This window comes from Rhizobium sp. BK529, from assembly GCF_014194105.1.
GTDB lineage: Bacteria > Pseudomonadota > Alphaproteobacteria > Rhizobiales > Rhizobiaceae > Rhizobium.
Genome location: NZ_JACIAU010000001.1, coordinates 3,096,292 through 3,122,477 on the forward strand (window position 1 = coordinate 3,096,292; position 26,186 = coordinate 3,122,477).

The following is a 26,186-nucleotide window of genomic DNA, read 5'->3' on the forward strand; positions in this document are numbered from 1 at the left end:
CATGGATTTCGATCTCGTTCTGCAGGGCACGGTGGTGCTGCCGGAGCGTATTATCGAGGGCGGTTATGTCACCGTTCGCGAGGGCAAGATCGCGGAAGTTGGGATCGGCGTGCCGCCGGCGGCCAAGGAACGGCACCTGCTCGGCAAGGCGCTGATCCTGCCGGGCGCCATCGATGCGCAGGTCCATTCGCTCTCGCAGAAGGACCAGGAAGACTTTATCTGGTCGACGCGTTCGGCTGCAGCCGGCGGTGTCACCACCATCGTCGACATGCCTTATGACGAAGGCAATCTCGTCTGCTCGGCAGCAGCCGTGAAGAAGAAAGTCGATCATGCCGGCCCGCAGGCCCGCGTCGATTTCGCACTCTATGGCACGGTCGATCCTGAGGAAGGTCCTATCCGCATCGCGGAAATGGTGGAAGCGGGCGTTGCCGCGTTCAAATTCTCGACCTTCGGCACAGATCCCAAACGTTTCCCGCGCATCCCGCCTGCCCTGCTAGACGCCTGCTTCGCGGCGATTGCTCCAACCGGGCTTACCGCCGGCGTGCATAACGAGGATGACGAGGCGGTGCGCACCTATGTGGAGCAGGTGAAGGCGAGCGGCATCACCGACTGGCGCGCTCATGGCCTGTCGCGCCCGCCGATCACAGAGCTGCTTGCCATGCACACGATCTTCGAGACCGGCGCCAATACCGGCTGCCCATCGCATGTCGTGCATTGCTCGCTCGGACGCGGCTACGACATCGCACGCGCCTATCGTCGTGATGGCTTTCAGGCGACCGTCGAGTGCTGCATCCACTACCTGACGCTTGACGAGGAAAACGATGTGAAACGCCTCGGCGGCAAGGCGAAGATCAATCCGCCTGTGCGCCCGCGCGCCGAAGTCGAGACGCTGTGGCGCAAGGTTGCCGAGGGCAATGTCTGGCTGGTTTCGACCGATCACGTCAGCTGGTCGGAAAATCGCAAGACCAATCCGGACATGCTTGCCAATGCGTCCGGCGTTCCGGGTCTCGAAGTCATGGTGCCGCTCTTCGTCAAGGGCGCGCTGGAGCGCGGCATTTCGCTGACATGGGCAGCGAAGCTGATGGCGGAGAATCCGGCTAAGCATTTCCGCCTCCATCATATCAAGGGCGCGCTGACACCAGGCAAGGATGCCGATATCGTCGTGCTGGAACCGAACGAGATGGTCTATGACGCTTCGGTTAGCGGCAATAATGTCGTCGGCTGGAGTCCTTATAACGGCATCCGACTGCCGTGGACTGTATCGGCCGCCTGGCTGCGCGGGCAGAAGATAACAGATGGTTCGAAGGTGCTGGCCGAGCCTGGTGCCGGGCGCTTCGTGCGGCCGCTTCCGCGACAGGTGCTTGCATGAGCCGCAATCTGCCCGTCAATCCCGGCCGGATATCAGCGGATATTGAGGCCTTGTCGGCCATCACGGAACCCGATCATCCCTGGACCCGCCGGGCCTTCTCACCGCTCTTTCTCGAAGGCCGTGCCTATCTTGAGGCGCGGATGCGGGCGATCGGCCTCGATACTAGGATCGATGCGTCCGGCAATCTTATCGGCCGGCGGGAAGGCGCAAAACCGGGCTCCGGCATCATCATGCTCGGCTCGCATTCCGACACCGTGCCTGATGGCGGACGATTCGACGGCATTGCGGGTGTGGCTGCGGCACTCGAAGTGGCCCGCGCGCTCCGCGAAAAGGAAATCCACCTCGATCACGATCTGGAGATCGTCGATTTCCTCGCGGAAGAAGTCAGCGTTTTTGGCGTCTCCTGCATCGGTAGCCGCGGCATGACCGGACAATTGCCGCAGGCATGGCTCTCCCGCACAGTCGAGGGTCGCGATCTGGCCGAAGCGATTGCCGAGGTCGGCGGGTCGCCGGGTATGCTCACCCAAGAGCACAAGCCCGATATTGCCGGCTTTCTGGAACTGCATATCGAGCAAGGCCCGGTGCTTGAAAACGAACGCAAGGATATCGCTATCGTCACGGCGATCTCGGGTATTACCCGTATCGAAATCACCGTCGAAGGTCGCGCCGATCACGCTGGCACGACGCCGATGGATTCGCGCGCCGATGCACTGGTCGCAGCCTCGCAGCTGGTGCTCGACATCCGCAATGCAGCAAGCGAGTTAGCCAAAACACCAGGTCATTTTGCGGCGACCGTCGGCGAATTCAGGATCGAGCCAAACGCCGCCAATGTGGTGCCATCGCGGGTCGTGTTGCTGATTGATGGACGAGCCGAAATCCGCGCAGATATGGAGGCCTTCTGCCGCTGGCTGGACGGCCACGCGGAAAAACTTGCTTCGGCCTTCGGCGTGTCGATCGCGCCCCCGAACCGCATCTCGGATAATTTTCCGACACCGAGCGACAAGGGCCTGCTCTCAACACTGGAGCGGGCCTGCGAGACAGTCGGCGCCAAATATCGATTCATGGCCTCGGGCGCCGGTCACGACACGGCCTGGATTGCCCGCATGGCGCCGGCTGCGATGATCTTCGTGCCTTGCAAGGAAGGGCGCAGCCACTCCCCGAATGAATGGGCTGAAAATGACGATATAGCGCTCGGCACCGCCGTGCTTTTCGAGGCGGTGCTCGAGATGGACAAGACACTTTAGGTTGGCCGCATGATCTCCTCCGAAAACAGCTTCACATTTTTCGGGATCATGCAGAGGAAGGAGCAAGCCGATGGGACGCATACTGGTTGAGAAGGACGTGGAAGCCGCCGTCAAGGGTGGCTCCGTCTATGCCGCCGGCGGTGGCGGCTGGGCGGATCACGGCCGCATGCTCGGTTATGCGGCCGTCAATGTCGGCAAGCCGGAGCTCGTCTCCATCGAGGAACTTGGCGGCGACGACTGGATCGCGACGGCTGCGGCGATCGGCGCGCCTGCCTCCACGACGCCCTGGGAAATGCAGGGCATTGATTATGTGAAGGCCGTGCAGCTTCTGCAGGAAGCGCTCGGCGAAAAATTGGCAGGCCTCATCATCGGTCAGAACGGCAAGTCCTCGACGCTGAACGGCTGGCTGCCTTCGGCGATCCTCGGCACCAAGGTCGTCGATGCCGTCGGTGACATTCGGGCGCATCCGACCGGCGACATGGGCTCGATCGGCATGGCGGGCTCGCCGGAGCAGATGATCCAGACGGCGGTCGGCGGCAATCGCGCCGAAAATCGGTATATCGAGCTGGTCGTGAAGGGCGCGACGGCGAAGATATCGCCGGTGCTGCGGGCCGCTGCCGACCAGTCCGGCGGCTTCATCGCCAGCTGCCGCAATCCGCTGCGCGCCTCCTACGTTCGCAAGAATGCCGCACTCGGTGGCATTTCCATGGCGCTAAAGCTCGGCGAGGCGATCATCGAGGCGGAAAAGAGGGGCGGATCGGCTGTTATCGACGCAATCTGCAGGACGACGGGCGGCCATATTCTGGCAGAAGGCACGATCACGAAAAAAGACGTCGTCTACACTAAGGAGGCCTTCGACATCGGCACGATCACCGTCGGCGCGGGGGACAAGGCCGTGACGCTTCATGTGATGAACGAATATATGGCGGTTGAAGATGCGGGCGGCACGCGTGTTGCGACCTTCCCGGCCGTCATCACCACGCTTTCCGAGGATGGCGAACCGCTTTCCGTCGGCCAGCTCAAGGGCGGAATGCATGTCTTCATCCTGCACGTGCCGAAGGACATTATTCCGTTGTCGGCCAGCGTGCTCGATCCGACCGTCTATCCTCCCGTCGAAAAGGCGATGGGCATCGAGATCGCACGCTATGCACTGGAGACGAGGGCCTGAGCCATGGCGCGCGATCGCGGGCTGGAAGAACTGATGCGCGATGAGCTCGGCGAGCGGCCGGGCCTCAGCGAGAAATCCATGTTCGGCGGCTGGGCCTTCATGCTCAACGGCAACCTGCTCTGCTGCGCGCGCCATGACGGCATGTTGCTGCGTCTCGGCAAGGGCAATGATGGCTGGGCGCTGGCGCTGCCGGGCGTGATCCAAATGCTGTCGGGCGAGCGCATCATGCATGGCTGGGTGCGAGCCAATGCCGATGTCTGCGGTGACGATGCCATGAGGCGGCGTCTCATTGATGCCGCGCTTGCCTATGTGGAACCGATGCCTGCCAAGTGAATGAAGCGATGCCATTGCCCCTTCTTCCTGCGGGGAGAAGGAAGGTGAAAAACGGACGAGGAACCCAAGATGCCGAAGGCCAATCCACGCCATCCGAAATTTCTCATCCCCAGCGGGCCGGAGCTGCGCGCCAAGGGCTGGCGGCAGGAAGCGCTGCTGCGGCTGCTCGAAAACGTGCTCTCGGTCGGCGAAGATCCCGACAATCTCGTCGTCTACGCCGCGCTCGGCAAGGCGGCCCGTAGCTGGGCGGCACATCGTGGTATCGTCAAGGCCCTCATAGAAATGGACGAGGATCAGACGCTGCTCATCCAGTCCGGCAAGCCGATCGGCCTCGTGAAGACCCATGCCAAGGCGCCGCTCGTCATCATGGCGAATTGCAATATCGTCGGCCAATGGGCGAAGGCCGAGGTCTTCTATGAATTGCAGCGCAAGGGTTTGATCTGCTGGGGCGGGCTGACAGCCGGCGCCTGGCAATACATCGGCAGCCAGGGCGTCATTCAGGGCACCTACGAGATCTTCATGCGCATTGCCGAGCGCCGTTTCGGCGGCGATCTCTATGGGCGCTTCGTGTTGACGGCCGGGCTTGGCGGCATGGGCGGGGCGCAGCCGCTTGCCGGCCGTATGGCGGGTGCAGCAATCCTCTGCGTCGATATCGATCCTGAACGCGCGCGCAAGCGCCAGCAGATCGGTTATCTGCAGGAAATTGCGCCCGATCTCGATAGTGCGCTTGTTATGATCGATGCCGCGATCAAGGAAAAGCGGGCGCTCTCCGTCGGCCTCGTCGGCAACGCGGCCGAGATCTATCCCGAAATTGCCCGGCGCGGCATCGTGCCCGATGTCGTCACCGACCAGACCTCGGCGCATGACCTCGTCTACGGCTATGTGCCGAAGGGGATGAGCATCGATCAGGTGAGGGGTCTGCGAGATGATGGTCAGGGCCAGCTGATGGCCGCCAGCCGCGCCTCGATCGTCGAGCATGTCACTGCGATGCTTGAATTTCAGAAGCGCGGCTCGGAAGTCTTCGACAACGGCAATCTCATTCGCACACAGGCACGCGAGGGCGGCGTTGCCAATGCCTTCGATATTCCGATCTTCACGGAAGCCTATCTGCGCCCGCTCTTTGCTCGCGCCATCGGCCCCTTCCGGTGGATGGCGCTGTCGGGCGAGGAGAGCGACATCGCTCGCATCGACGATCTGCTGTTGGAAATGTTTCCTGATAACAAGATCATCACCAACTGGGTCCGCCTGGCGCGAGAACATATTCCCTTCGAAGGCCTGCCGGCGCGTATTGCCTGGCTTGGCCATGGCGAACGCACGGCGCTGGCGCGGCGGGTCAACGAGCTGGTTGCGGATGGCGAATTGAAGGGACCCGTTGCCTTCTCGCGCGACCATCTCGACGCCGGCGCCATGGCGCATCCGAATATCATGACCGAGCGGATGAAGGACGGATCGGACGCCATTGCCGACTGGCCGCTCATCGATGCGATGATGCTCTGCTCCTCGATGGCCGATCTCGTGGTCGTCCATTCGGGCGGCGGCGGTTACGCCGGCTATATGACAAGCTGCGGCGTCACCGTGGTCGCCGACGGCACTGATGCCGCCGATGAACGCCTCGACTATGCGCTAACCAACGATACGGCGCTCGGCGTCATGCGTTACGCCGATGCCGGTTATGACGAAGCGCTGGATGAGGTGGCGAAGAAGGACGTGCCCTATATCCGGCTGAGCTGACAGTCGTTGTCAAAGAAGCTGCTTTTCTGCGGGCTCGGCATCGTAGCGGTCATGCAGACCATCGAAATAGGCAACGGGTGCCGCGGCAAGCTCCTCCGCATCAGCATCGTCAAGGCAATTGACGGCGATGGCGATGAAGGGGCCGATTGTCTGACTATCATTACGGGCGAAGGAAGCCACACCGCAGGTTTCGCAGAAGAGATGATGAATCGCGCCTGCGCCGAAGAGATATTCGCGCAGATGGTCCCGGCCTGACACCAGCCGGAAATCGGCCGGCTGCACGATCGCCAGCCAGCTGCGCTTTTTGCGGCAGATCGAGCAATTGCATTTGAACGTGCCGGCCGAAAGATCAAGCCCGGCCTCATAGGCGATGGCGCCGCAATGGCAGCTTCCATGATAGGTTTTCTTCACAATGCTCCTCCGACTCGTATTTAACCTTACAGTTAAATTAATCATCACGGATTGAAAGTCAAGTCGGGCGCCGGGCAAGCCTGCGCGCGGTCAGTGCAGAGAAAAAAGCCAGCGCCATCAGGATGAGCGTGAAGATCACAACGGAGGCCCATCCCTCCATCGCCCAGAACCAGCCGCCAGCCGAACCCATGATGCTGGAGCCGATATAATAGGCGAGCATATAGAGCGAGGAGGCATGACCCTTGGTACCGGCGGCGAGCTTGCCAACCAGACCGCTTCCCACTGAATGCGTCATGAAGAAACCGCTGGTCAGCACAATGATGCCGAGGATGATGAGCGGCAGGGAAGCCGAAAGCGTCAGTGCACAACCTGCTGCTGTGATGAGGATGCCGGCCATCAGCACGGCGAATTGGCCGAAGCGGTCGCCGAGGATGCCGCCGACAGAGGATGCACCAATACCAAAGAGATAGACGGTGAAGATCAGGCCGAGTTCGGTCTGGTTGAGGCCGTACGGCGGTGCGACGAGACGGAAGCCGGCATAGTTATAGATCGTTACGAATGAGCCCATCGCGAAAAAGGCGCTGGCGAAGATGAGGGGCAGTGCCGGATTGCTGAGATGCCCCAACCAGGCCTTCAGGTGGAACTGCGGGTCGAAGCCGGCGCGGCGGACGAAATTGCGCGAGGGCGGCAGCAGCGCGATGAAGCCGATCGCGGCTGCAAGGCCGATGGCGCCGATAAGGAACAGAGCCGGCCGCCAGGAAAGATATTCGGCAAAGATGCCGGTCAGCACGCGCCCCGACATGCCGCCGAAGGCCGTACCACCGACATAGAGGCCCATCGTGGCGCCAAGGCCGCGCGGATCGATCTCTTCCGCGAGATAAGCCATGGCAACGGCCGGCACACCACCGAGTACAAAGCCCTGCAGCGCTCTGATGACCAGCATCAGGTGCCAGTTCGGCGCAAAGGCGGTGGCAATGGTCAGCAAGGCGGCGCCAACCAGCGAAATCGACATGAGGCCGCGGCGGCCAAGCCCTTCCGAGACGGCGGCGGCGAAGACGATGGCGATCGCCAAAAAGCCGGTGGCGAGCGACAGCACCAGCGAACTTTCGGCCGGGCTGACGGCAAATTCCTGCGAAAAGATCGGCAATAGGGGCTGGACGCAATAGAGCAGCGAGAAGGTGGCAAAGCCTGAAAGGAAGAGGGCGAGGCTGGCGCGGCGATACGCGCCGGTGCCGCGCGTCAGATAATCTCTGGTCTGTTTTCTGTCGCCCGTTTGCAGGTCGGCAACGTCTTGGATTGCAGTGTCGGACATTATCAATTCCTTCCTGCCTCCTATCTAGTCAGGACGCCTCCATCTGTCCAATATATGAGACTGGCAATTCTGATAGGTTTTGGAGATAGCAGTGGAACTGCGGCATTTGCGATATTTTCTGGCTGTGGCCGAGGAGGGTAATTTCACGCGAGCGGCCGTGCGCCTCGGCATAGGTCAGCCGCCACTTAGCCAGCAGATCCGTGATCTGGAGACCGAGGTCGGGGCGATGCTTTTCCATCGCGTCCCACACGGGGCGGAGCTGACGGCGGCCGGCATGGCCTTCCTACCCGAAGCGAAAGCATCGCTCGCGGCTGCCGAAAAGGCGCGGCTGGCGGCACAGAGCGCCAATCGCGGCGAGACTGGCCGATTGTCGCTCGGCTTCACCGCCTCTTCGGCGTTCAATCCCATTGTCAGTACGACGATCCGCCGCTTTCAAGCCCGATGGCCGGATGTGCAGCTGTCGCTGACAGAGATGAATACACTTGGCCTGATGCAGAAACTGGAACGTGGAGAGCTGGATGCTACCTTCATGCGGCCCGGCCTCGACGACCCCGATGGCATCAGGCTGAAGCGCCTGCCGGATGAACCGATGGTCGTTGCCCTGCCGGCAAGCCATCCGCTGGCAAAACAAAAGGCACTGCCGCTTGCTCTGCTGGCGAGGGAGAATTTCATTCTCTTCCCGCGGCTCGTCGGCCTCAGCCTCTATGATGATGTGGTGCGCGCCTGCCGCGAGGCAGGTTTCGAGCTGAAGGTCGCGCAGGAGGCGCCGCAGATTTCCTCGGTCGTCAATCTCGTTGCCGCCGATCTCGGCGTTTCGATCGTACCGGCCTCGATTTCGCAGATCAAACTTGCCGGCGTCGCCTACCGGACGATCGAGGGGCCGCCTGCTGTGGCACGGCTGGCATTGGCCGTGCTGCGCAGCCAGCGCTCTCCCGTGACCGAAAATCTGATGAGCCTTCTGGCTTAGCAGTCCGGATCCCAATAGGGCGGATCGCCGAAGGTCTTTTTCAGATGGTCGGCGATGGCGCGCAGCTTGGCGGAGGGATTCCGCCCCTCGGGATGGGCCATGTAGATGAATTCCGGCTCTGGCTTGGCGCCGACATCGATCTCTCTCAGGCGACCGTCGCGAACGGCGGGGCCAGCGATGAAAGTCGGCAAAAGCGCGATGCCGACACCCGCAATCGCCGCATCATGCAGCATGTCGCCATTGTTGATGCCGAGACCCAGCATCGCGCGGATGACAACGGCACCCTCATCCGTCTGGAAACGCCAGTCGGCGACGCCACGGTTGGTATAGAAAATGCCGCGATGGCCGTTGAGATCCGCCAAAGAGGTGGGCTTGCCAAATTGTTCGATGTAATCCGGCGATGCGACCAGCAGCCGCCGGCTGCGGGCGAGCTTCCAGGCGATCAGGCGTGAATCGGCAATGGCGCCGTGGCGGATGATCGCATCATAGCCGTCCGAGGCCGGATCGACGCGACGGTCATCCATATCGAGCGTCAGCGCGATCTGCGGATAAGCCTTCAGAAACGGATAGAGGGCAGGCCCGAGATGCAGGCGGCCGAAAGTGACGGGGGCCGCGATCCGCAGCGGGCCTGAAAGCGTGCCGCGTCGCTCGGCCATGTCGGCCTCGGCCTCTTCCATCTCGCGGATGATGCGCGCAGCCCGCTCCAGAAAGGCCGATCCATCTTCTGTCAGAGTGAGCTTGCGCGTGGTGCGGTGGACGAGCATGGCGCCCAACGTCTTTTCCAATTCCGCGAGCCTTTCGCTGACGACGGATTTGGAAAGCCGCAGCCGCCGTGCAGCCTCGCTCACTGAGCCGGACTCCACCACGGCAACAAAAGCCGCAATCCCCTCAATCTTCATCATCGTTCTGGCTTCATCATCGTTCGGCTTTTCCGAATTCGAGCTCCGCGAACGGGAGACTAATCCGAACGAAAGAAGAATGCCATCTTCCAGTCATCGAAACGGGACGGAAGGGCCGGCCCAACACAAATCGAGGAGATAAAACAATGAACCGTCTGACCAACAAAGTCGCAATAGTCACCGGCGCAAGCTCAGGCATCGGTCGCGTCACCGCCAAACTTTTTGCTGCTGAAGGCGCCAAGGTCGTCGTCGGCGCCCGCCGCCAGGCCGAACTCGAAAGCCTGGTCGCCGAAATCAAGGCTGCCGGTGGCGATGCCGTCGCCGTTGCCGGTGATGTCCGTTCGGAAGACTATCACAAGGCGCTGGTCGCAGCTGCCGTCGAAAACTACAGTAAACTGGACATCGCCTTCAACAATGCCGGTACGATCGGTGAGGCCGGTCCGAGCACCGAAGTTTCGGAAGCAGGCTTTGCTGAGACGGTGGCGATCAATCTTACTGCCTCTTTCCTCGCCGCCAAGCATCAGATCGCTGAAATGGTCAAGCGTGGCAGCGGCTCGGTAATTTTCACGTCGACCTTTGTCGGCTACAGCTTTTCCTTCCCGGGTGTAGCCGCCTATGCCGCCAGCAAGTCCGGCCTGATCGGACTGACGCAAGCGCTCGCCGCTGAATACGGCCCACAGAACATCCGCGTCAACGCCGTGCTGCCCGGCGCTGTAGATACGGACATGTACCGCGAGATGAATGACACATCAGAGAAGCAGTCCTTCATCACCAACCTGCATGCGCTGAAGCGCGTCGCAACGCCGGAGGAACTCGCACGTTCGGTGCTCTATCTCGCATCTGACGATGCAAGCTTCGTCACGGGCACGGCTTCGCTGGTCGATGGCGGCGTATCCATCACCCGCACCTGATTTCAAACTGGAAGAAGAAAGGCCGCGGTCCCTCCGACCGCGGCCTTTCTTCACGCTCCGGCAACGAGGCGGCGGATTGCTGTTTCGATTGTTGTGGCGCCCTTCAGCGACCGCTCATGACCACCCTCAAAGTCGATCCAGCCCTCGTTGAAGCCATCGAGCATGCGCATACGGGGTTCCGGATTCTTCATGCCTTGAGCGCGGAACAGCTCTTCCCAGCTTTCCCGCGGCACGACTTCCGGGGTTATCGGCTTGCCAAGCGCCTTGGCAAAAGCGGCGGCGACCATCCTGGGGCTGACACGCTCCTGCGCTTCCAGCTCCGCAATACGCCCACCCTGCCAGTCTTCGCGCAGCATTTTCGCACCAAGCAGACCGATATCGTCGACGGCAATCATCGGGACAGCGCGATCGAGCGGCTGCAGGAAGCTCTGGATAACGCCGTTTTCGCGGGCCGGCGCCACATCCCAGGCAGCGTTTTCCATGAACCAAGCGGCGCGCAGGAAGGCGACCGGCATGGGCAGCATCGAAAGCTCCTTCTCGACGATGCCGAGCTGGCTCAGCAGGTTCGGCTCTGTCGCCTGCGCACCGACCGTTGACAGGCAGACCAGCTTTCCGGGCCTTGCCTCGTCAAGCGCGGTCTTCAGCGCCGCCAACATGCCCCTCACTTCCGGGAAGCCGGGCGTTGGGTCGAAGAGCGGCGGGATGACGAGGAAAATGGCTTCCGCACCCTTGAAGGCAGACGTCAGCGACGCTGCGTCGTTCATGTCAGCGACGAGGAGTTCGCAGCCGCGCTCCTTCCAGCGGGCGGCCTTTTCGGGATTTCTGACGACGGCACGGACCTGTGCGCCATCCTTCAGCAGATGATCAGCAACAGCGGCGCCGACCTGGCCAGTCATTCCGGTGATAGCAAACATTGGGGCAACTCCTTATGGGTTGGCCCACTATGCCGCCGATCGATATGTGACTGAAGTGCGGTTCCGTCACATAATTGATGACTCAAACGCACCAATTACGGCCAGCATGTCAAAGCCGCCTCCGCGATGTCGCAGGCGAGCCCTTGTTTCGGGTCGCGATTGGGCATATCGCGCTGGCAACATTCTTCCACGACCGCTCCCAACCCCTTCATGCCGGAGCACGGTCCCATCTCTTCGGAGCAACACATGCTGATCGGCATCCTCTGTGGACTCGCCACCTGTGCGCTGTGGGGGCTCAGCTTCGTCGCACCTCGTGTCGTCGCACCCTATACGACGATCGACCTGACGGTGGCGCGTTACGGGCTTTTTGCCGCCGTCAGTCTGATCCTGATGATCAATCCGCGCTTTCGCCCGGTGGGCCTGAGACGCTCGCTAGTGCTGACTGGCATTGCCCTCGGCGGCTTCGGCTATGTCGGCTACTTCATGAGCATCTCCTATGCCGTGCGCTATGCAGGGACGGCCATTCCGCCGCTGGTCATCGGCACTATGCCGGTGCTGCTTGCCATCATCGCCAATTTCAAGGACCGATCCATCAGCTGGAGCGCGCTGGCACTGCCACTGATGCTGATTGCCGCCGGTATCGGCTGGGTGAATGTCTCGATCTTCGCCACCACATCGGCCGGAGACCAGACCGGAATCCTGTCAGGCATCGCCGCAGCGCTGATCGGCCTCGTGCTCTGGGTCATTTACAGCCTTATCAGCGCCGCCGTCATGCAGTCACAGGATGCACCGAGCGCCATGCACTGGACTGCTTTGCAGGGGATTGGTGCCGGCATTGGCGCTGTCATCCTGCTGCCCTTCACCTCGCTGTGGGAAAATGTCAGCTTCACCGGCGAGCAGACTTTCCATTTTGTGCTTTGGGGCGCCGTGATGGGCATTGCCGGCTCTTGGCTTGCCACGCTGTCCTGGATGATTGCCGCGCGGCTTCTGCCGCTGGCACTTGCGGCCCAACTCGTCGTTGCGGAAACCGTCTTCGGCCTGTTTTACGGCTTCCTGTTCGAGCAGCGCATGCCGACCATTCCCGAAGCCGGCGGTGCAATCCTGCAACTGGTCGGAGTCGGCATGGCGATTGCGATCTTCACGCCGAGACGGGTCGCACAAGCCTGAGTACCGAAGATTGCACGTTTCCACCGGAGGCTCGGCTGCGTGCATCTATGCGGACGTACTAAGGATGCTCTAACTGTTTGAATCTACGCATCGGGCCTTCCGAAAATCGATTCCGATTTTCTGGCCGATGCTGTAGGGTCTTACCCAGTCAAAGACGCGGCGGGAAAGAACCATGGCTCTCAGCGGTAAACGCATCCTCCTCATCATTTCGGGCGGCATCGCCGCCTATAAGAGCCTCGATCTTATCCGTCGCCTGCGCGAACGCGGCGCTTCCGTGCGCCCGATCATGACAAAGGGTGCACAGGAGTTCGTGACTCCGCTTGCCGTTGGCGCACTTGCGACGGACCACGTCTTCACCGACTTGTTTTCGCGGCAGGACGAGCAGGATGTCGGCCATATCCGGCTGGCGCGGGACTGCGATCTGGTGCTGATCGCGCCCGCGACCGCCGATCTGATGGCCAAGATGGCACATGGGCTTGCCGACGATCTTGCCTCGACGGTGTTGCTTGCCGCCGACCGGCCGGTGCTCGCCGCACCTGCTATGAACCCGAAAATGTGGGCGCATCCGGCGACGAAACGCAATGTCGAGGCATTGCGCCGTGACGGTATCCGCTTCATCGGCCCGATGGCGGGTGAAATGGCGGAAAGCCGGGAGACCGGGACGGGCCGCATGGCCGAACCGCTCGAGATCATCGCAGCGATCGAGGCATTGCTCGATAGTGGCCCGCAACTGCTTGCCGGCAAGAAGGCGATCGTTACCTCAGGCCCAACACATGAGCCGATCGATCCGGTTCGTTACATCGCCAACCGCTCCTCCGGCCGGCAGGGACATGCCATCGCCGCAGCGCTGGCGCGGCTCGGCGCGGATGTGACGCTGGTGTCTGGTCCGGTGACCATTCCCGATCCTGCCGGCGTCAGGACGGTGCATGTCGAGCGGGCCGAAGAGATGCGAGACGCGGTGCTCGCCGCCCTTCCCGCCGATGTTGCCGTCATGGTCGCCGCGGTTGCCGACTGGCGCGTTGCCTCGGCCGCCGATCAGAAAATCAAGAAGCATCCGGGCGAATCCATCCCAACGCTGGCGCTGACGGAGAACCCGGATATCCTGAAGACTGTCGGTCATCACACGACGCGGCCGAAGCTGGTCATCGGCTTTGCGGCGGAGACGCAGGATGTCGAGGCCAATGCCAAGCTCAAGCTGGACCGCAAGGGCGCTGACCTGATCGTTGCCAATGACGTCTCGCCGTCGACCGGCATCATGGGCGGCACGCACAACAGCGTGAAGCTCATCCGCCGCGACGGTATCGAACAATGGCCCGATCTTTCCAAGGACGAGGTGGCGGAGCGGCTGGCGGCACTGATTGCCGAACAGCTTATGCGGGGATAGAGAGGGGCTCTGGCCTTGCAGCCAAGGGCTTTTCTGGCTGGAAAGCCGTGATCTCGAGGCCATCGGCGCTGACGATTACCGCGCTGCCATCAGGGATTTCCTGCCAGGCATCCCCATCATCGTTCAACGGCTCGGAAACGAGGCAATAGCCTTTGCCAAGCGGCGAAGCGTAGAGCGTCGGCGCCTTGCGGTCGGTAGCATAGCGGACTGCATAAAGCGACTTGCCGTCCGAGAAAGCGGCCGTGAAACGCAATAGCACGGAACCCAGAATATTCTCCGCAAGGCCTTCGACGAAGGCAATCGTCTGCGCTATGGCAGCGACCGGCGCGTCCCGAAGGCCGAACTGCAGCGCGAGCAGGAACAGGAGCTCGGAATCAGTCGTGCCGTTTCGGGCATTGAACAACTCGTCATCGAGCATGGTTTCCATCGGCCGGCGCAGGCGCTCGAAGCCTGAGATCTGGCCATTGTGCATGAAGGACCAGGTTTCGTGCGTGAAGGGATGACAATTGTCGCGCCGCGTGCCGCCGCCAGTTGCGGCTCGCACGTGGGCAAGGAAAAGCGGCGATCGGATCTGCCGCGCCAGACTTTTCAGATTGCAGTCGGACCAGGCCGGCAGGATATCGCGGTAGCGACCGGGCTCCGGCCGATCACCATACCAGGCGATACCGAAGCCATCGCCGTTCGTCGCCGTCTTGGCGCGGGTGGCGCAATGGGATTGCTCGATCAAGGAATGGGCGGGTGAAGATACCAGCTCCTCCAGATAGAGGGGGTCTCCACGATAGGCTGCCCAGCGACACATGTTCTTGCTCCGGCCCGCCGCCTGCTACGGCAGGAATGCTGAAAACATCTTGGATTGTCGAATGCTACGGCTAACAACGACTTAACGGCCACGCGATTTGCAGGGCGAAGATGACAAATTCTTGACGCCTGATGGGATCACTTTTGACGAAAACCACATCGCTCTTTGTGAACAGTCCGTTGCCGGGACCGGTGGCTTCGCGACCGATCCTGCGGCCGTTATAGTCCTGCCCAAGTTGAACCCTTTGGAGGATGCCATGTCGATCCGCCCTATAAAGCACCAGAGCACTGCCACTCCCACAATCGAAGGCGCCGGCGTGAAGCTGCACCGCGTCTTCGGTTTTGGCGACCCATCGATGACCGATCCGTTCCTGATGATGGATGATTTCCGCAACGACAACCCGGCCGAATATATCCGCGGCTTTCCCTGGCATCCGCACCGCGGTATCGAGACGATCACCTATGTGCTGGCCGGCACAGTCGAGCACGGCGACAGCCTCGGCAATCGCGGCCTCTTGAATGCAGGCGATATCCAGTGGATGACGGCTGGCAGCGGCATCATGCATCAGGAGATGCCGAAGGGTGATTTTGCCGGTAGAATGCACGGCTTCCAGCTCTGGGCCAATCTGCCCTCGTCGCTGAAGATGACCGCTCCCCGCTATCAGGACGTCAAATCCTCGGATATCCCTCTCGTTGTTGATGATGACGGCACCGCGGTTCGTATTATCTGCGGCAATTTCTGGGGTAAGAGCGGTCCTGTCGATGGCATTGCGGCCGATCCAATCTACCTCGATATCTCGGTGCCTCCGGGCAAGAAAAAGCGGCTGCCGGTCGATACCTACCGCAACGCTTTCGCCTATATCTTCGCAGGTTCCGGCACCTTCCGTGATGCCTCCAAACCGTTCGGCGTGCGCGTCGAGAAGGAAGTCAATGGCGAGGAACTGAATATCCGCGACATGTCCGGCAATCGTACCCTTGTGGTCTTCGACACCGGCGACGAGGTGACAATTCAGGCAGGCGATCAAGGTATTCGCTTCCTGCTCGTCTCCGGAAAGCCGCTCGAAGAACCTGTCGCCTGGCATGGGCCTATCGTCATGAACTCCCACGAGGAGATCAGACAGGCGATGCGCGAACTGCAGAACGGCACTTTTATCAAGGCGGCGCATTGAAGTCGGACGGCGGCTAAATTTGAGGCATGACATTTTTTCTTGCATCTCAGAAGAATCGGCCTACGTTTAACCCGTGTTCAACGTAACGAAAGGAAGGTGATCCAATGTCTAGTGAGTTTTCGGACCTCGTAATGGGCATGGAAGTGGTGATGAAAGCGAGGCAGCCCTCGCTCTGAAACCCCACCTTCCTAGGGCCGCGCAGACGGTCCGGCCAGTTACAGGCCAAACCTCATGGAAAGGGTCGCGAGAGCGACCCTTTTTTATTGCCGCTGTTCATCCATTGACGTGCGATCGGATTGGCACTATTCATAAAGTCATCAGATGACTTTATGAATAGTGCCATGCAACCAATCAACAAGACCAATCTCGCCGACACGGCAATCGAGGCGATCCGCAGCGAGATCCTGGCCAAGCGCTGGGCGGTCGGCGAGAAGCTGCCGAACGAAGCCGCGCTCTCGACCATGCTGTCGGTGAGCCGCGGCACGGTGCGCGAAGCCGTGCGCGTTCTCGTCTCGCAAGGCCTTTTGGAAACGCGGCAGGGCTCCGGCACTTATGTACTCTCCGCCACAGACGTCAGCCGGCCGCTCACCATGGCGCGCCGCGCCGGTCTGCGCGACCAGTTCGAAGCCCGCTGTGCACTCGATGTCGAAGGGGCACGGCTCGCCGCACTTCGCAAGACGCCCAAGGTCATCGCCGGCCTTAGCACGCTGCTTGCTGAGCGCGGCAATTATGAAGGCGGCGATCCGGCAGGCTTCATCGAGCGCGATCTTGCCTTCCACAAAGCCGTCATCGCCGCCTCCGGCAACCGGGCGATGATCGAGATTTACGATTTCTTCTCTACCTCGATCACAGAGACCATTGCCGCCACGCTCGGCAAGGCGATCCCCGAGCCCGACATGCAGGCACATCAGGCGATTGTCGATGCCATCCAGACTGGCAATCCCGGCAAGGCCGATGCAGCCGTGCGCGACTTCATGGCTCCCATTCTTTCCGCCCTCGACCGGATGCTTCTTTCATGACCATGTCCATAGAGAACGCCGCGCTCGACGCCGTCGACGAGACGATGATCGATGCCGAAATCGACAGTGTGCCGGCACCGCTGCCGCCGCAGACGCAGAGCAGGGCCGCCCGTTTCCTGCTCGGTGCCAGCCTCGTGCTGATCGCGTTCAATCTGCGGCCGGTATTTTCCAGCGCTTCCGCCCTTCTGCCGGAAATCCGGACTGAACTCGGCCTGTCGCCGCTCGGTGCCAGCCTTCTGACGACGCTTCCGGTCGTCTGCCTCGGTGCCTTCTCACCGCTGGCTCCGCGGCTTGCCCAGCGCAGCGGCTCGGAGCGGACACTGCTCGGCGTGCTTCTGCTCTTGACGCTCGGCACGGCACTGCGCGGCCTTTCTTCCATTCCGCTGCTCTTTCTTGGCACCGCAATTGCAGGTGCTGCGATCGCTGTTGGCAACGTGCTGCTGCCCGGACTGGTGAAGCGGGACTTCGCTGCAAATGCAGCTCTGATGACCGGCCTCTATACGATGGCGCTCTGCGCAGGTGCCGCAAGTGCGGCCGGCCTGACGCTGCCGATCGAACATGCGCTTGGCGGCTCGCTGGAAGGCGCGCTTGCCGTCTGGGCTCTGCCTGTCCTCGTTGTTGGGTTCATCTGGCTGCCGCAGGTCATTGCGGGCAGTCGACAGGCGCGGCGCAGCGGCTTTCGTGTCGAAGGGCTCTGGCGGGACAAGCTCGCCTGGCAGGTGACTCTTTTCATGGGCCTGCAGTCGGCACTCGCCTATTGCGTCTTCGGCTGGCTGGTACCGATCCTGCGCGAACGCGGACTTGACGGCGTTACGGCCGGCGGCATCGTCTCCGCTTCCGTCATGGTGCAGGCCGCCGCCTGTCTCGTCGTGCCGCACATCGCCGTGCGCGGTAAAGACCAGCGCCTTATCAACGTTACGCTCTGCGCCTTCGCCGTCCTGGCACTTCTCGGTCTGCTCTTCGCGCCACTGTCTACCGTCTGGGCCTGGGCTGTCCTGCAGGGGATCGGTCAAGGTGGGCTTATTGCCGCGGCGATGACGGCCATCGTGCTGCGTTCGCGCGATCCGCATGTCGCCGCTCACCTTTCCGGCATGGCGCAATGCGTTGGTTATCTGCTCGCCGCAATCGGTCCGTTCATCGTCGGCCTGATCCGCGGCTGGACGGGGAGCTTCGCCTGGTGCGCCGTGCTTTTCGTCGCGCTCGGCCTTGGTGCCGCCTTCAACGGATGGCAGGCTGGGCGCGCGCTGCATGTGAATGCGCGCACCATCGAGAGGGGCGAATGAGCCAGGCTCACTTGCGCATCACCATCTCTTGATCTCCATCGCAAAGGCGCGGCTGCTACCCTATCTCAGCCGCATCCCGGACCGCCGGAGGAGGATGTACTTGCGTTTTCGATCCCTGCTTTTCTTCGCCGCGCTGACCGCCACGCTCGCGCCTTCCCTCACCTTCGCGCAGGAGGCCGGCGAGCGCCGCGCGCCAGCCCAACAAAGTTCGACCCGCGAGGGCGTGCTCAAATTATTGCCGGCAGATTCCGTCGCCGAACATGAACTTACGACGGCCGATGGACGCAAGCTCGCCTACACTGCGACGGCTGGCACGCTTGATCTCTTTGGCCAGGATGGCGGGCAGAACGCCGCAATTTTCTACACTGCTTATGTCGCCAAGGACGCCGGGCCGAACCGGCCGATCACCTTCGCGTTCAATGGTGGGCCAGGCGCGGCTTCCGCATTCCTGCATCTCGGCCTCGTAGGCCCGAAGGTGCTGGATTTCGGTCCCGACGGCCGCGACGGCGCGAATGCGAAGCTCGTCGATAACAAGCATAGCTGGCTCGATTTCACCGATCTCGTGCTGATCGATCCGATCGGCACCGGCTGGAGCCGCACGGTGAAAGCCGACGACGCTTCGAACTATTACAATGTCGGCACTGACGCACAGACGATGGCGAAGGCGATCGCGCTCTACGTCGCTCATAACAACCGCGCCAATTCGCCGAAATATCTGCTCGGCGAAAGTTATGGCGGCTTCCGTGCCGCCAAAGTAGCGTCCTCGTTGCAGGAGAGCCAGGGCATCATCATCGCCGGCACTGTCATGCTGTCGCCGCTGCTCGAAGGACAGCTGATGTTCAATGCAGACCAGTTCGCGCTCGGTGCGGCACTGGAATTTCCCTCGCTGGCAGCCGCAGAAGCCGACCGACGCAAAAACTTCAGTGAATCCGGCCAGCGCGACGCCGAGAGATTCGCACTTGGCGAATATCTCACCACCCTGGCCGGTCCTGCGCCAACGGGCGATGCGGCAACCGCCTTCTACAACAAAATCTCCGGTTTGACAGGCATTCCGCAAGATGTCGTTACCCGCAATCGCGGCTTCCTCGGCGATGCTTTCGCCAAACATTCCAACCAGAAGGGCGGCGAAGTGATGAGCCCCTATGATGCCTCCTTCGCAACACCTGATCCCTATCCGGAATCCGATTCCGATCGGGGCGACGACCCAATCCTCGACGGCTTCGCCCGCGCCTACGGCGGCGCCTTCGCCGATTATGCTCGTAACGAACTCGGCTTCAAAACGGAGATGACCTATACCCTGCTCGAGAACGATATCAGCCGGCGCTGGGAATGGGGCAGCGGACGCGGCTCGCGCTTCCAGGCAAGCGCCACCGACGATATCAGGCAGATGCTCGCCTCCAATCCGTCATTTCACTTGCTGATCGCCCATGGTTACAGCGACCTCGTGACGCCCTATGGCGTCAGCCGCTATGTGATCGATCATCTTCCGTCCTCGCTTGCGGGCAATCGCGTGTCACTGAAGCTCTATCGGGGCGGCCACATGTTCTATATGACTGCAGGCCAGCGTGCCGCATTCACCGCGGATGCGAAGGCCTTTTATGCCGAACATCCTGCCGGTCCGCCGGCGGATTGACGGCAGATAAGGGTTGCCGGAGGGCTGGGCTGACCTAGTTTCCCATTCATGGCAAACAGCAATCAGCTATCAGAAGCTCCGCCACCCGGCGACGCTTTCCGGCAGGACGACACCCTCTCCACACTCTCTTCCTATCTCCCAGACGGTGCACTCTTTCTCGATATCGACGGCACGCTCCTCGATCTTGCGCCGACGCCGGATGAGATATCCGTGCCGCCTTCGCTTCCGGCGCAGCTCGACGCGCTGTCGCAAAAGCTCGGCGGGGCGCTGGCTCTGGTCACGGGCAGAGGACTTTCCTATGCCGACCGCCTCTTCGCACCCTTTCAATTTCCTATCGCCGGCCTGCATGGGGCCGAGCGCCGCACCTCTGACGGCAACATTTTCAAGGTGGAACCAACAGCCGAGTTCGAGAGGCTGAAGATCGAACTGAGGGCAGAGACGGCAGGTTGGGCCGGCATCCTTATCGAGGACAAGGGCGCGGCTGTCGCCGCCCATTTCCGCCTTGCACCGGCGCGGCAAGCGGAACTAGCGGAATTGATGCAGCGTCTCGCGAATCATGCGGGACCGGACTGGACGCTGCAGCCGGGCAAGATGGTTTTCGAAATCCGGCCCGCCAGAGCCAACAAGGGCGATGCGTTGCAGAGTTTTCTGGCATCTCCGCCATTCAACGGCCGCCATCCGATCGCCATCGGCGATGACCTCACAGACGAGGCGATGTTCGGCGTGGCGAACCAGCTCGGAGGATACTCCGTCCGCGTTGGCCCGCCGGCCGCTGGGACTGTCGCGCGCGGCTCCCTACCTTCCGCGGAGGCGGTTCGCGAAATCATCGCGCATTTTGCCAGCTGATTGCGTTTTATTTTCTAATGAAAGGAATTTTATCATGAGCCGCCTTGTCGTCGTCTCCAACCGCGTCCCCGTTCCGGAGAAAAAGGGGGCTGCGTCCGCCGGCGGACTTGCCGTGGCGCTGGAAGCTGCCCTTGAGAAACGCGGTGGCATCTGGATGGGCTGGTCGGGAAAGATCAGCGATGAGGGCGAGCCAGGTCCGCTTTCCATCGAGGAACGGGGCAACATTACTTATGCGCTGACCGACCTGACGTCCAAGGATGTCGACGAATACTATTTCGGCTTTGCCAACCGCATGCTCTGGCCGATCTGTCATTACCGGCTCGACCTTGCGGAATACGGGCGCACCGAGATGGCCGGCTATTTCCGTGTCAACCGCTTCTTCGCCCATCGACTGGCGCCGTTGATTGAGCCGGACGACGTCGTCTGGGTCCATGACTATCACCTCATTCCGCTCGCCGCCGAGCTCCGCCAGATGGGGCTGAAGAACAGGATCGGCTTTTTCCTGCACATTCCCTGGCCGCCGGCAGACGTACTCTTTGCGATGCCCGTCCACGAGGAAATCATGCGAGGGCTCGCTGCCTACGACCTTGTCGGCTTCCAGACCGACCACGATCTGGAAAACTTCGCGGGCTGCCTGCGCCGCGAGGGGATGGGTGACATGATCGGTGAAGGGCGTTTTACAGCAGGCGAGCGCATGTTCCGCGGCGGTGCCTATCCGATCGGCATTGAAACCGCCGCCTTCGCCGAATTCGCAAGGAGAGCCGACAGTCATAGCATGGTGCAGAAGGCGCGCCGGAGCATTGAGGATCGCAGCCTTATCATCGGCGTGGACCGGCTGGATTATTCCAAGGGTATCACCCAGCGCATCGATGCCTTCGAGCATTTCGTCACTAACAATCCGGCGCATCAGCGCAAGGTCACCTACCTGCAGATAACGCCGAAGTCCCGTTCGGAAGTACCGGAATACGAGGCGATGCAGCGGATGGTCGCCGAACAGGCCGGCCGCGTGAACGGCGCGCTCGGCACGGTCGACTGGGTGCCGATCCGCTACATCAATCGCTCCGTCAGTCGGCCAGTGCTCGCCGGTCTTTACCGGCTCGCCAAGGTCGGCCTCGTTACGCCGCTACGCGACGGCATGAACCTCGTCGCCAAAGAATATGTTGCCGCACAGAACCCTGACGATCCCGGTGTGCTTGTTCTTTCCCGCTTTGCCGGCGCGGCGCGCGAACTGAAGGGCGCCCTGCTCGTCAATCCCTACGATATCGTCGGTACATCCAATGCGCTGGCGCGCGGGCTCAACATGCCGCTTGATGAGCGCCGCGACCGCTGGGGGCGGATGATGGAGCACCTCTTGGAGCACGACGTTTTGCGCTGGTGCGACGATTTCCTCGGTGATCTCGCTGCCTGAACGGTTTGATGGCGGCCCGCCGGCAGACAACCTTGCTGATGAGCGGGTGATTCCTACCATCACGCAATTTGGCTGAACGGCATCGGTAGGGATTTCTTCGACCCTGCTCAAGCCTCGATCATCGAAGCAGAATTGGCTGAGAGCATCGTGCGCAGCCGCGGTTACGGGCCAGCACTATCCAGAGCTGAAAGTCTCGTTTCATGTCACCGATCGTCTCGTCGACATCGTTCAGGAAGGCTTCGATATTGCGCTCCGCAGCCACCGCTTTTCATTCGGAGATTCGACGCTCGTGCAGCGTAGCGCAATATGGGAAGCCCGCGCGACCAGAGGATATAGAGCCGGTTACAACGGTCATGCCAAGGCTCTCCGAGGAGCAATGGCGCCTTATCTCCTGTCACCGCGCGGAGGTCGTTGTAAAGCCTAAGCCTCAGCGCTTCATGGCGGCGGACGAACCGATGTGCTGCTGAAAGCCGCAGCAGTTGGAATGGGTATTACCATCCTTCCCACCGCGGTTTGTCACACGACCCGCGAGACTGCAGGCTGGTTCGTCTGCTGCCCGGCTGGACGGGCGGCAATGTCACCACGGCACTTCTCATGCCGCATCGGCGCCGGCAGCTGTTGGCCGTGCGCGCAGTCGCTGAGTCCCTTACCGAGCGATTGGCGGGATGATCAGGCGGCCTTGGCCGCGTGATATTCCTTGATCGCTACCATCTTGATCGCCGGATAGCGCTCCGCCTCGTAACGCAGCGAGAAACTGTCCTGCGCCAGGAAGACTGGATCGCCGTCGAGATCGCGGGCGATATCGCCGCGCTTGACGGTCAGGAACTTGTCGAGATCCGCCGGCTGGTCGGACGAGATCCAGCGGCAGACGGAAAAGCGCGACATTTCGAAGGAGACCGGCAGCCCGTACTCGGCCATCAAGCGCTCTTTCAAGACGTCGAGCTGCAGCGCGCCGACGACACCGACGATAGCAGGCGAGCCGTCTTCGGGCTGGAAGAGCTGGACCACGCCTTCCTCGGCCATCTGCTGTAGGGCTTCTTTCAGCTTCTTGGCCTTCATCGCATCTTCCAGCCGCACGCGGCGCAGAATTTCCGGCGAGAAGTTCGGCACTCCCTGGAAAACCAGGCTTTCACCTTCCGTCAGCGTATCGCCGATGCGCAGCGTGCCGTGGTTTGGAATGCCGACCACGTCACCGGCAAAGGCGGTATCCGCAAGCTGGCGCTGAGAGGCGAAAAAGAACTGCGGCGCGGTGAGACCGAGCTGCTTTCCGGTACGTGCCAGGCGGGCTTTCATACCGCGCTCCAGCTTGCCGGAGCAGATGCGGGCGAAGGCGATGCGGTCGCGGTGGTTCGGGTCCATGTTCGCCTGAATCTTGAAGACGAAGGCCGTCATCTTGTCTTCGGCGGCATGCACCGTGCGGATATCGGCGACCTGGTCGCGCGGCGGTGGCGCGAATTCGCCAAGCGCGTTGATGAGATCGCGAACGCCGAAATTGCGCAGCGCCGAGCCAAAGAAGACCGGCGTCATATGGCCTTCGAGGAAGGCTTCCCGATCGAAGGGACGGCAGGCTTCGATCGCCAGCTCGACTTCTTCGATGAAGGCGTCGCGCTCGTTTTCCGGCAGGCGGTCGGCGACGCTCTGCGGGCCGTTGACAGCGGTGACATCGACTTCCGTGTCAGAACCGCGCACCGTATTTTCCTTCAGATGGTAGGAGCCGCAGAAGGTCTTGGAGCGGCCGATCGGCCAAGTAACCGGAGCGGTATCCAGCGCCAGCTTCTCTTCGACCTCATCCAGAATTTCGAAGGGATCGCGGCTTTCGCGGTCCATCTTGTTGATGAAGGTGATGATCGGGATGTCGCGCATGCGGCAGACTTCGAAGAGCTTCAGCGTACGCGGCTCGATACCCTTTGCGGCGTCGATGACCATGACGGCGGCATCCACCGCCGTCAGCGTGCGGTAGGTGTCGTCGGCGAAGTCTTCGTGACCCGGTGTGTCGAGAATATTGAAGACATTGTCGTTGTATTCGAAGGTCATGACGGACGTAACGACCGAGATGCCGCGTTCGCGTTCGATCTTCATCCAGTCCGAGCGGGTCTGCATGCGATCCTTCTTCGCCTTCACTTCGCCGGCGAGCTGGATGGCGCCGCCGAACAGCAGCAGCTTCTCGGTGAGCGTCGTCTTACCCGCGTCCGGGTGCGCAATAATAGCGAATGTGCGGCGGCGGGAAACCGCCTCGGCGAGACTTTCGGCCATGATGTGAATCCTGTGGAATTGCCGCGTATCTAGCGATTAAAGCGCGCCATTGCAATTGACCTTGCTGCACGAGGCACGAAGTAATGCCCCATGACCATTCACACTGAGACCCACCCGACCCTCAATCTGATCCGCCTGCCGAACGGCCAGGGCCTCGATCTGCCCGCCTATGAAACACGCGGTGCTGCTGGCATCGACCTGCGTGCGGCTATCGACGAGGACAAGCCGCTGGTGCTTTCGCCCGGCAAACGCGCGCTCGTGCCGACCGGCTTCGTCTTCGAAATCCCTGAGGGTTTCGAGGGCCAGGTTCGCCCTCGTTCCGGCCTCGCGGCCAAGAACGGTGTCACCTGTCTGAATGCACCCGGCACCGTCGATAGCGACTATCGCGGCGAAGTGAAGGTTATCCTCATCAATCACGGCGAGGAGGAATTCACCATCACCCGCGGCATGCGGATCGCGCAGATGGTGATTGCGCCCTTCATCCAGGCTCGCATTGCCGAGGTCTCCGAGACGACCGAAACCGCTCGGGGGGCTGGCGGTTTCGGCTCGACCGGCGTATGAGCGCCTTCGACACGACCGGCCTTACCTTTCGGCAGGACTATTTCAACGATCCGACAGCCTGGGCCGCTCTCGTTTCCCTTCTCGACGATACGTTCGGCATCGATATCGATCCGCTGCGAGAGCTCGGCGGCGCGGATCCGACCAGCATGCCCTTCGGCTGGTTTACCGAGGAGGGCGTGCTTGCTGCCAACCTCTCGGCTTTTGCCATGCCCTTCGTCTTCAACGGCAGACTTATCAATGCGGCCGCATTGCAATCCGGTGCAGTCCGTCCGCCATGGCGGGGCCGCGGCCTGTACCGCGATGTGACGCGGAAGGCACTCGCCTGGTGCGAGGCTCAGAGTTTCGGTGTTGTCATCCTCTATACGGACAAGCCCGGTCTCTACGAGCCCTATGGCTTCCGTTCGCTGCCGCTTCACAAATATATCGGCGCTGCACCTGTCCCGGTCGGTTCCGCAACATCAAGGCCGCTGCAGCCGCGCGATGCCAATGATCTTGCCCTGCTTCAGGACTTGCTTGCGAGCCGAACGCCGGTTTCGCAGACGCTCGCCGTCGCCAGCAGCCCGGCGATGTTTCTCATCAACACACAGTTCGACCCCAATATCCGCCTCAGCTATCTGGAAGAGAGCAAAGCCGCCATTGCATGGAAGATGGCGGCTTCAGGACATTTCATCCTTCTCGATGTCGTCGCGCCCGAAATCCCGTCACTTGCGGCAATCCTTGCCGGCCTCAGGGTAGAGGCGAGGTCTGTCGAAACGCTCTTTCGGCCAGACAGGCTCGGCTGGTCCGGCGAGGCAGTTCCTTACGGAGGCGAAACGCGGCTGATGTTGCGCGGGATGGAAGAGGTGAGGCTCGATCACCCCGCAATGCTTTCGCCGATGGCGGATTTCTGAGATCACTTTTTCCGTATCAGCGGCGGCAGACGGCGCTTGACCGGCGAGGACTTGATCATCGACGTGTTGGTTTCCGCCCGCTCGGCCACTTTGTCGAGAATGCTGTCGAGTTCGCCCATGGAACGAACGACGAGACGGGCGATGAAACAATCGTCTCCCGTTACCTTGTCGCATTCGATAAATTCCGGCGTGTCCTGGATAATCCGTTCGACGATATGGAGTTGGCCTGGCAGCGGGCGCACCCGCACGATCGCCTGAAGCGGGTAGCCAATTGCGGCCGGATCGAGATCAATGGTGAAGAGCGTCACGACACCGCGATCCTCAAGCCGTCGCAGACGTTCCGCTGCACTTGGCGAAGAAAGTCCTACAGCCTGAGCGAGTTCTTTTAGGGAAATACGCGAATTTCCAGCCAGCGCCTCTATCATTGCGCGGTCAATATCGTCGACTGCCTGCATCTCGTTAGCCAACATGGCAAAAACTCCTAACAAGATTAGGTTTATCCAGCCTTTCCCTTTC

Annotated in this window: 24 protein-coding genes; 17 read left to right on the plus strand and 7 right to left on the minus strand. The window is 61.3% G+C overall.

The genetic code is table 11. From position 1 onward, the window contains the following. Position 1 precedes the first annotated feature (1 nt). The 5 genes from FHX08_RS15530 (at position 2) to FHX08_RS15550 (ending at position 5,845) form a co-directional block, all read left to right on the plus strand. Positions 2-1,369 carry a dihydroorotase gene (locus tag FHX08_RS15530; RefSeq protein ID WP_132652903.1) on the plus strand — a complete coding sequence of 456 codons (1,368 nt, stop codon included), beginning with the start codon at positions 2-4 and terminating at the stop codon, positions 1,367-1,369. Further along, positions 1,366-2,613, plus strand: a complete 1,248-nt coding sequence (locus FHX08_RS15535; protein WP_132652904.1) for a Zn-dependent hydrolase — start codon at positions 1,366-1,368, stop codon at positions 2,611-2,613. Before FHX08_RS15530 ends, FHX08_RS15535 begins: the two co-directional genes overlap by 4 nt. Positions 2,614-2,683: 70 nt before the next feature. After that, entirely contained in the window at positions 2,684-3,781 is a 1,098-nt protein-coding gene (locus FHX08_RS15540; RefSeq protein WP_132652905.1) for a DUF917 domain-containing protein, read from the plus strand. Between the two features lie 3 nt (positions 3,782-3,784). Then, positions 3,785-4,114: a TfoX/Sxy family protein gene (locus FHX08_RS15545; RefSeq protein WP_132652906.1), complete on the plus strand. Its 330-nt coding sequence runs from the start codon at positions 3,785-3,787 to the stop codon at positions 4,112-4,114. Positions 4,115-4,183: 69 nt separating this feature from the next. Continuing rightward, a complete protein-coding gene (locus FHX08_RS15550) occupies positions 4,184-5,845 on the plus strand; it encodes a urocanate hydratase (RefSeq protein WP_132652907.1) in 1,662 nt (553 codons plus the stop codon). Between the two features lie 9 nt (positions 5,846-5,854). Here the strand turns inward: FHX08_RS15550 and FHX08_RS15555 are convergent, their stop codons facing one another. Beyond that, positions 5,855-6,256: a GFA family protein gene (locus tag FHX08_RS15555; protein WP_132652908.1), complete on the minus strand. Its 402-nt coding sequence runs from the start codon at positions 6,254-6,256 to the stop codon at positions 5,855-5,857. A 58-nt stretch (positions 6,257-6,314) separates the two neighbouring features. After that, positions 6,315-7,568 (minus strand): MFS transporter, encoded by a 1,254-nt coding sequence (locus FHX08_RS15560; RefSeq protein WP_245508246.1) that lies wholly within the window; start codon positions 7,566-7,568, stop codon positions 6,315-6,317. Positions 7,569-7,659: 91 nt separating this feature from the next. Here FHX08_RS15560 and FHX08_RS15565 point away from each other — a divergent pair, with 91 nt between their 5' ends. Then, on the plus strand, positions 7,660-8,535 hold the full coding sequence (locus tag FHX08_RS15565) for a LysR family transcriptional regulator (protein WP_132652909.1): 876 nt from the start codon (positions 7,660-7,662) through the stop codon (positions 8,533-8,535). Here FHX08_RS15565 and FHX08_RS15570 read toward each other — a convergent pair. Next, complete coding sequence (locus FHX08_RS15570) at positions 8,532-9,437, minus strand: LysR family transcriptional regulator (RefSeq protein ID WP_184327295.1); 906 nt, start codon at positions 9,435-9,437, stop codon at positions 8,532-8,534. The two genes, FHX08_RS15565 and FHX08_RS15570, sit on opposite strands and share 4 nt — an antisense overlap. A gap of 143 nt (positions 9,438-9,580) precedes the next feature. Between FHX08_RS15570 and FHX08_RS15575 the strand changes: the two genes are divergently transcribed. After that, on the plus strand, positions 9,581-10,345 hold the full coding sequence (locus FHX08_RS15575) for an SDR family oxidoreductase (RefSeq protein WP_132652911.1): 765 nt from the start codon (positions 9,581-9,583) through the stop codon (positions 10,343-10,345). Between the two features lie 50 nt (positions 10,346-10,395). Here the strand turns inward: FHX08_RS15575 and FHX08_RS15580 are convergent, their stop codons facing one another. Further along, on the minus strand, positions 10,396-11,259 hold the full coding sequence (locus FHX08_RS15580; protein ID WP_132652912.1) for an NmrA family NAD(P)-binding protein: 864 nt from the start codon (positions 11,257-11,259) through the stop codon (positions 10,396-10,398). A gap of 246 nt (positions 11,260-11,505) precedes the next feature. On the opposite strand from FHX08_RS15580, the gene FHX08_RS15585 reads away from it, so the two are divergent. Together FHX08_RS15585 and coaBC are read left to right on the plus strand one after the other, a co-directional pair. After that, positions 11,506-12,426, plus strand: a complete 921-nt coding sequence (locus FHX08_RS15585; protein WP_184327296.1) for a DMT family transporter — start codon at positions 11,506-11,508, stop codon at positions 12,424-12,426. 172 nt (positions 12,427-12,598) lie between these two features. Continuing rightward, a complete protein-coding gene (gene coaBC / locus FHX08_RS15590) occupies positions 12,599-13,810 on the plus strand; it encodes a bifunctional phosphopantothenoylcysteine decarboxylase/phosphopantothenate--cysteine ligase CoaBC (RefSeq protein WP_132652914.1) in 1,212 nt (403 codons plus the stop codon). Here the strand turns inward: coaBC and FHX08_RS15595 are convergent. Then, positions 13,797-14,609, minus strand: coding sequence for a class II glutamine amidotransferase (locus FHX08_RS15595; protein WP_132652915.1), 813 nt, complete (start codon positions 14,607-14,609; stop codon positions 13,797-13,799). The two genes, coaBC and FHX08_RS15595, sit on opposite strands and share 14 nt — an antisense overlap. Before the next feature lie 256 nt (positions 14,610-14,865). Between FHX08_RS15595 and FHX08_RS15600 the strand changes: the two genes are divergently transcribed. The 6 genes from FHX08_RS15600 (at position 14,866) to otsA (ending at position 21,966) form a co-directional block, all read left to right on the plus strand. Further along, positions 14,866-15,777 carry a pirin family protein gene (locus FHX08_RS15600; protein WP_132652916.1) on the plus strand — a complete coding sequence of 304 codons (912 nt, stop codon included), beginning with the start codon at positions 14,866-14,868 and terminating at the stop codon, positions 15,775-15,777. Between the two features lie 341 nt (positions 15,778-16,118). After that, positions 16,119-16,796 carry a FadR/GntR family transcriptional regulator gene (locus FHX08_RS15605; protein ID WP_132652917.1) on the plus strand — a complete coding sequence of 226 codons (678 nt, stop codon included), beginning with the start codon at positions 16,119-16,121 and terminating at the stop codon, positions 16,794-16,796. Beyond that, positions 16,793-18,079 carry a CynX/NimT family MFS transporter gene (locus FHX08_RS15610; protein ID WP_132652918.1) on the plus strand — a complete coding sequence of 429 codons (1,287 nt, stop codon included), beginning with the start codon at positions 16,793-16,795 and terminating at the stop codon, positions 18,077-18,079. Before FHX08_RS15605 ends, FHX08_RS15610 begins: the two co-directional genes overlap by 4 nt. A gap of 100 nt (positions 18,080-18,179) precedes the next feature. Further along, entirely contained in the window at positions 18,180-19,712 is a 1,533-nt protein-coding gene (locus tag FHX08_RS15615) for a S10 family peptidase (protein WP_132652919.1), read from the plus strand. Between the two features lie 48 nt (positions 19,713-19,760). Beyond that, on the plus strand, positions 19,761-20,558 hold the full coding sequence (otsB, locus tag FHX08_RS15620; RefSeq protein ID WP_132652920.1) for a trehalose-phosphatase: 798 nt from the start codon (positions 19,761-19,763) through the stop codon (positions 20,556-20,558). Positions 20,559-20,592: 34 nt separating this feature from the next. Then, positions 20,593-21,966 carry an alpha,alpha-trehalose-phosphate synthase (UDP-forming) gene (otsA, locus tag FHX08_RS15625; RefSeq protein ID WP_184327297.1) on the plus strand — a complete coding sequence of 458 codons (1,374 nt, stop codon included), beginning with the start codon at positions 20,593-20,595 and terminating at the stop codon, positions 21,964-21,966. Between the two features lie 669 nt (positions 21,967-22,635). Here the strand turns inward: otsA and FHX08_RS15630 are convergent. Further along, positions 22,636-24,219, minus strand: a complete 1,584-nt coding sequence (locus tag FHX08_RS15630) for a peptide chain release factor 3 (protein WP_132652921.1) — start codon at positions 24,217-24,219, stop codon at positions 22,636-22,638. A gap of 90 nt (positions 24,220-24,309) precedes the next feature. Between FHX08_RS15630 and dut the strand changes: the two genes are divergently transcribed. Together dut and FHX08_RS15640 are read left to right on the plus strand one after the other, a co-directional pair. Beyond that, positions 24,310-24,780 carry a dUTP diphosphatase gene (gene dut, locus FHX08_RS15635; protein ID WP_132652922.1) on the plus strand — a complete coding sequence of 157 codons (471 nt, stop codon included), beginning with the start codon at positions 24,310-24,312 and terminating at the stop codon, positions 24,778-24,780. Continuing rightward, positions 24,777-25,670 (plus strand): GNAT family N-acetyltransferase, encoded by an 894-nt coding sequence (locus tag FHX08_RS15640; RefSeq protein ID WP_132652923.1) that lies wholly within the window; start codon positions 24,777-24,779, stop codon positions 25,668-25,670. The genes dut and FHX08_RS15640 overlap by 4 nt, the downstream gene beginning before the upstream one ends. Before the next feature lie 2 nt (positions 25,671-25,672). On the opposite strand, the gene FHX08_RS15645 is transcribed toward FHX08_RS15640, so the two are convergent. After that, entirely contained in the window at positions 25,673-26,140 is a 468-nt protein-coding gene (locus FHX08_RS15645; protein WP_376776545.1) for an Lrp/AsnC family transcriptional regulator, read from the minus strand. Positions 26,141-26,186: the final 46 nt, after the last annotated feature.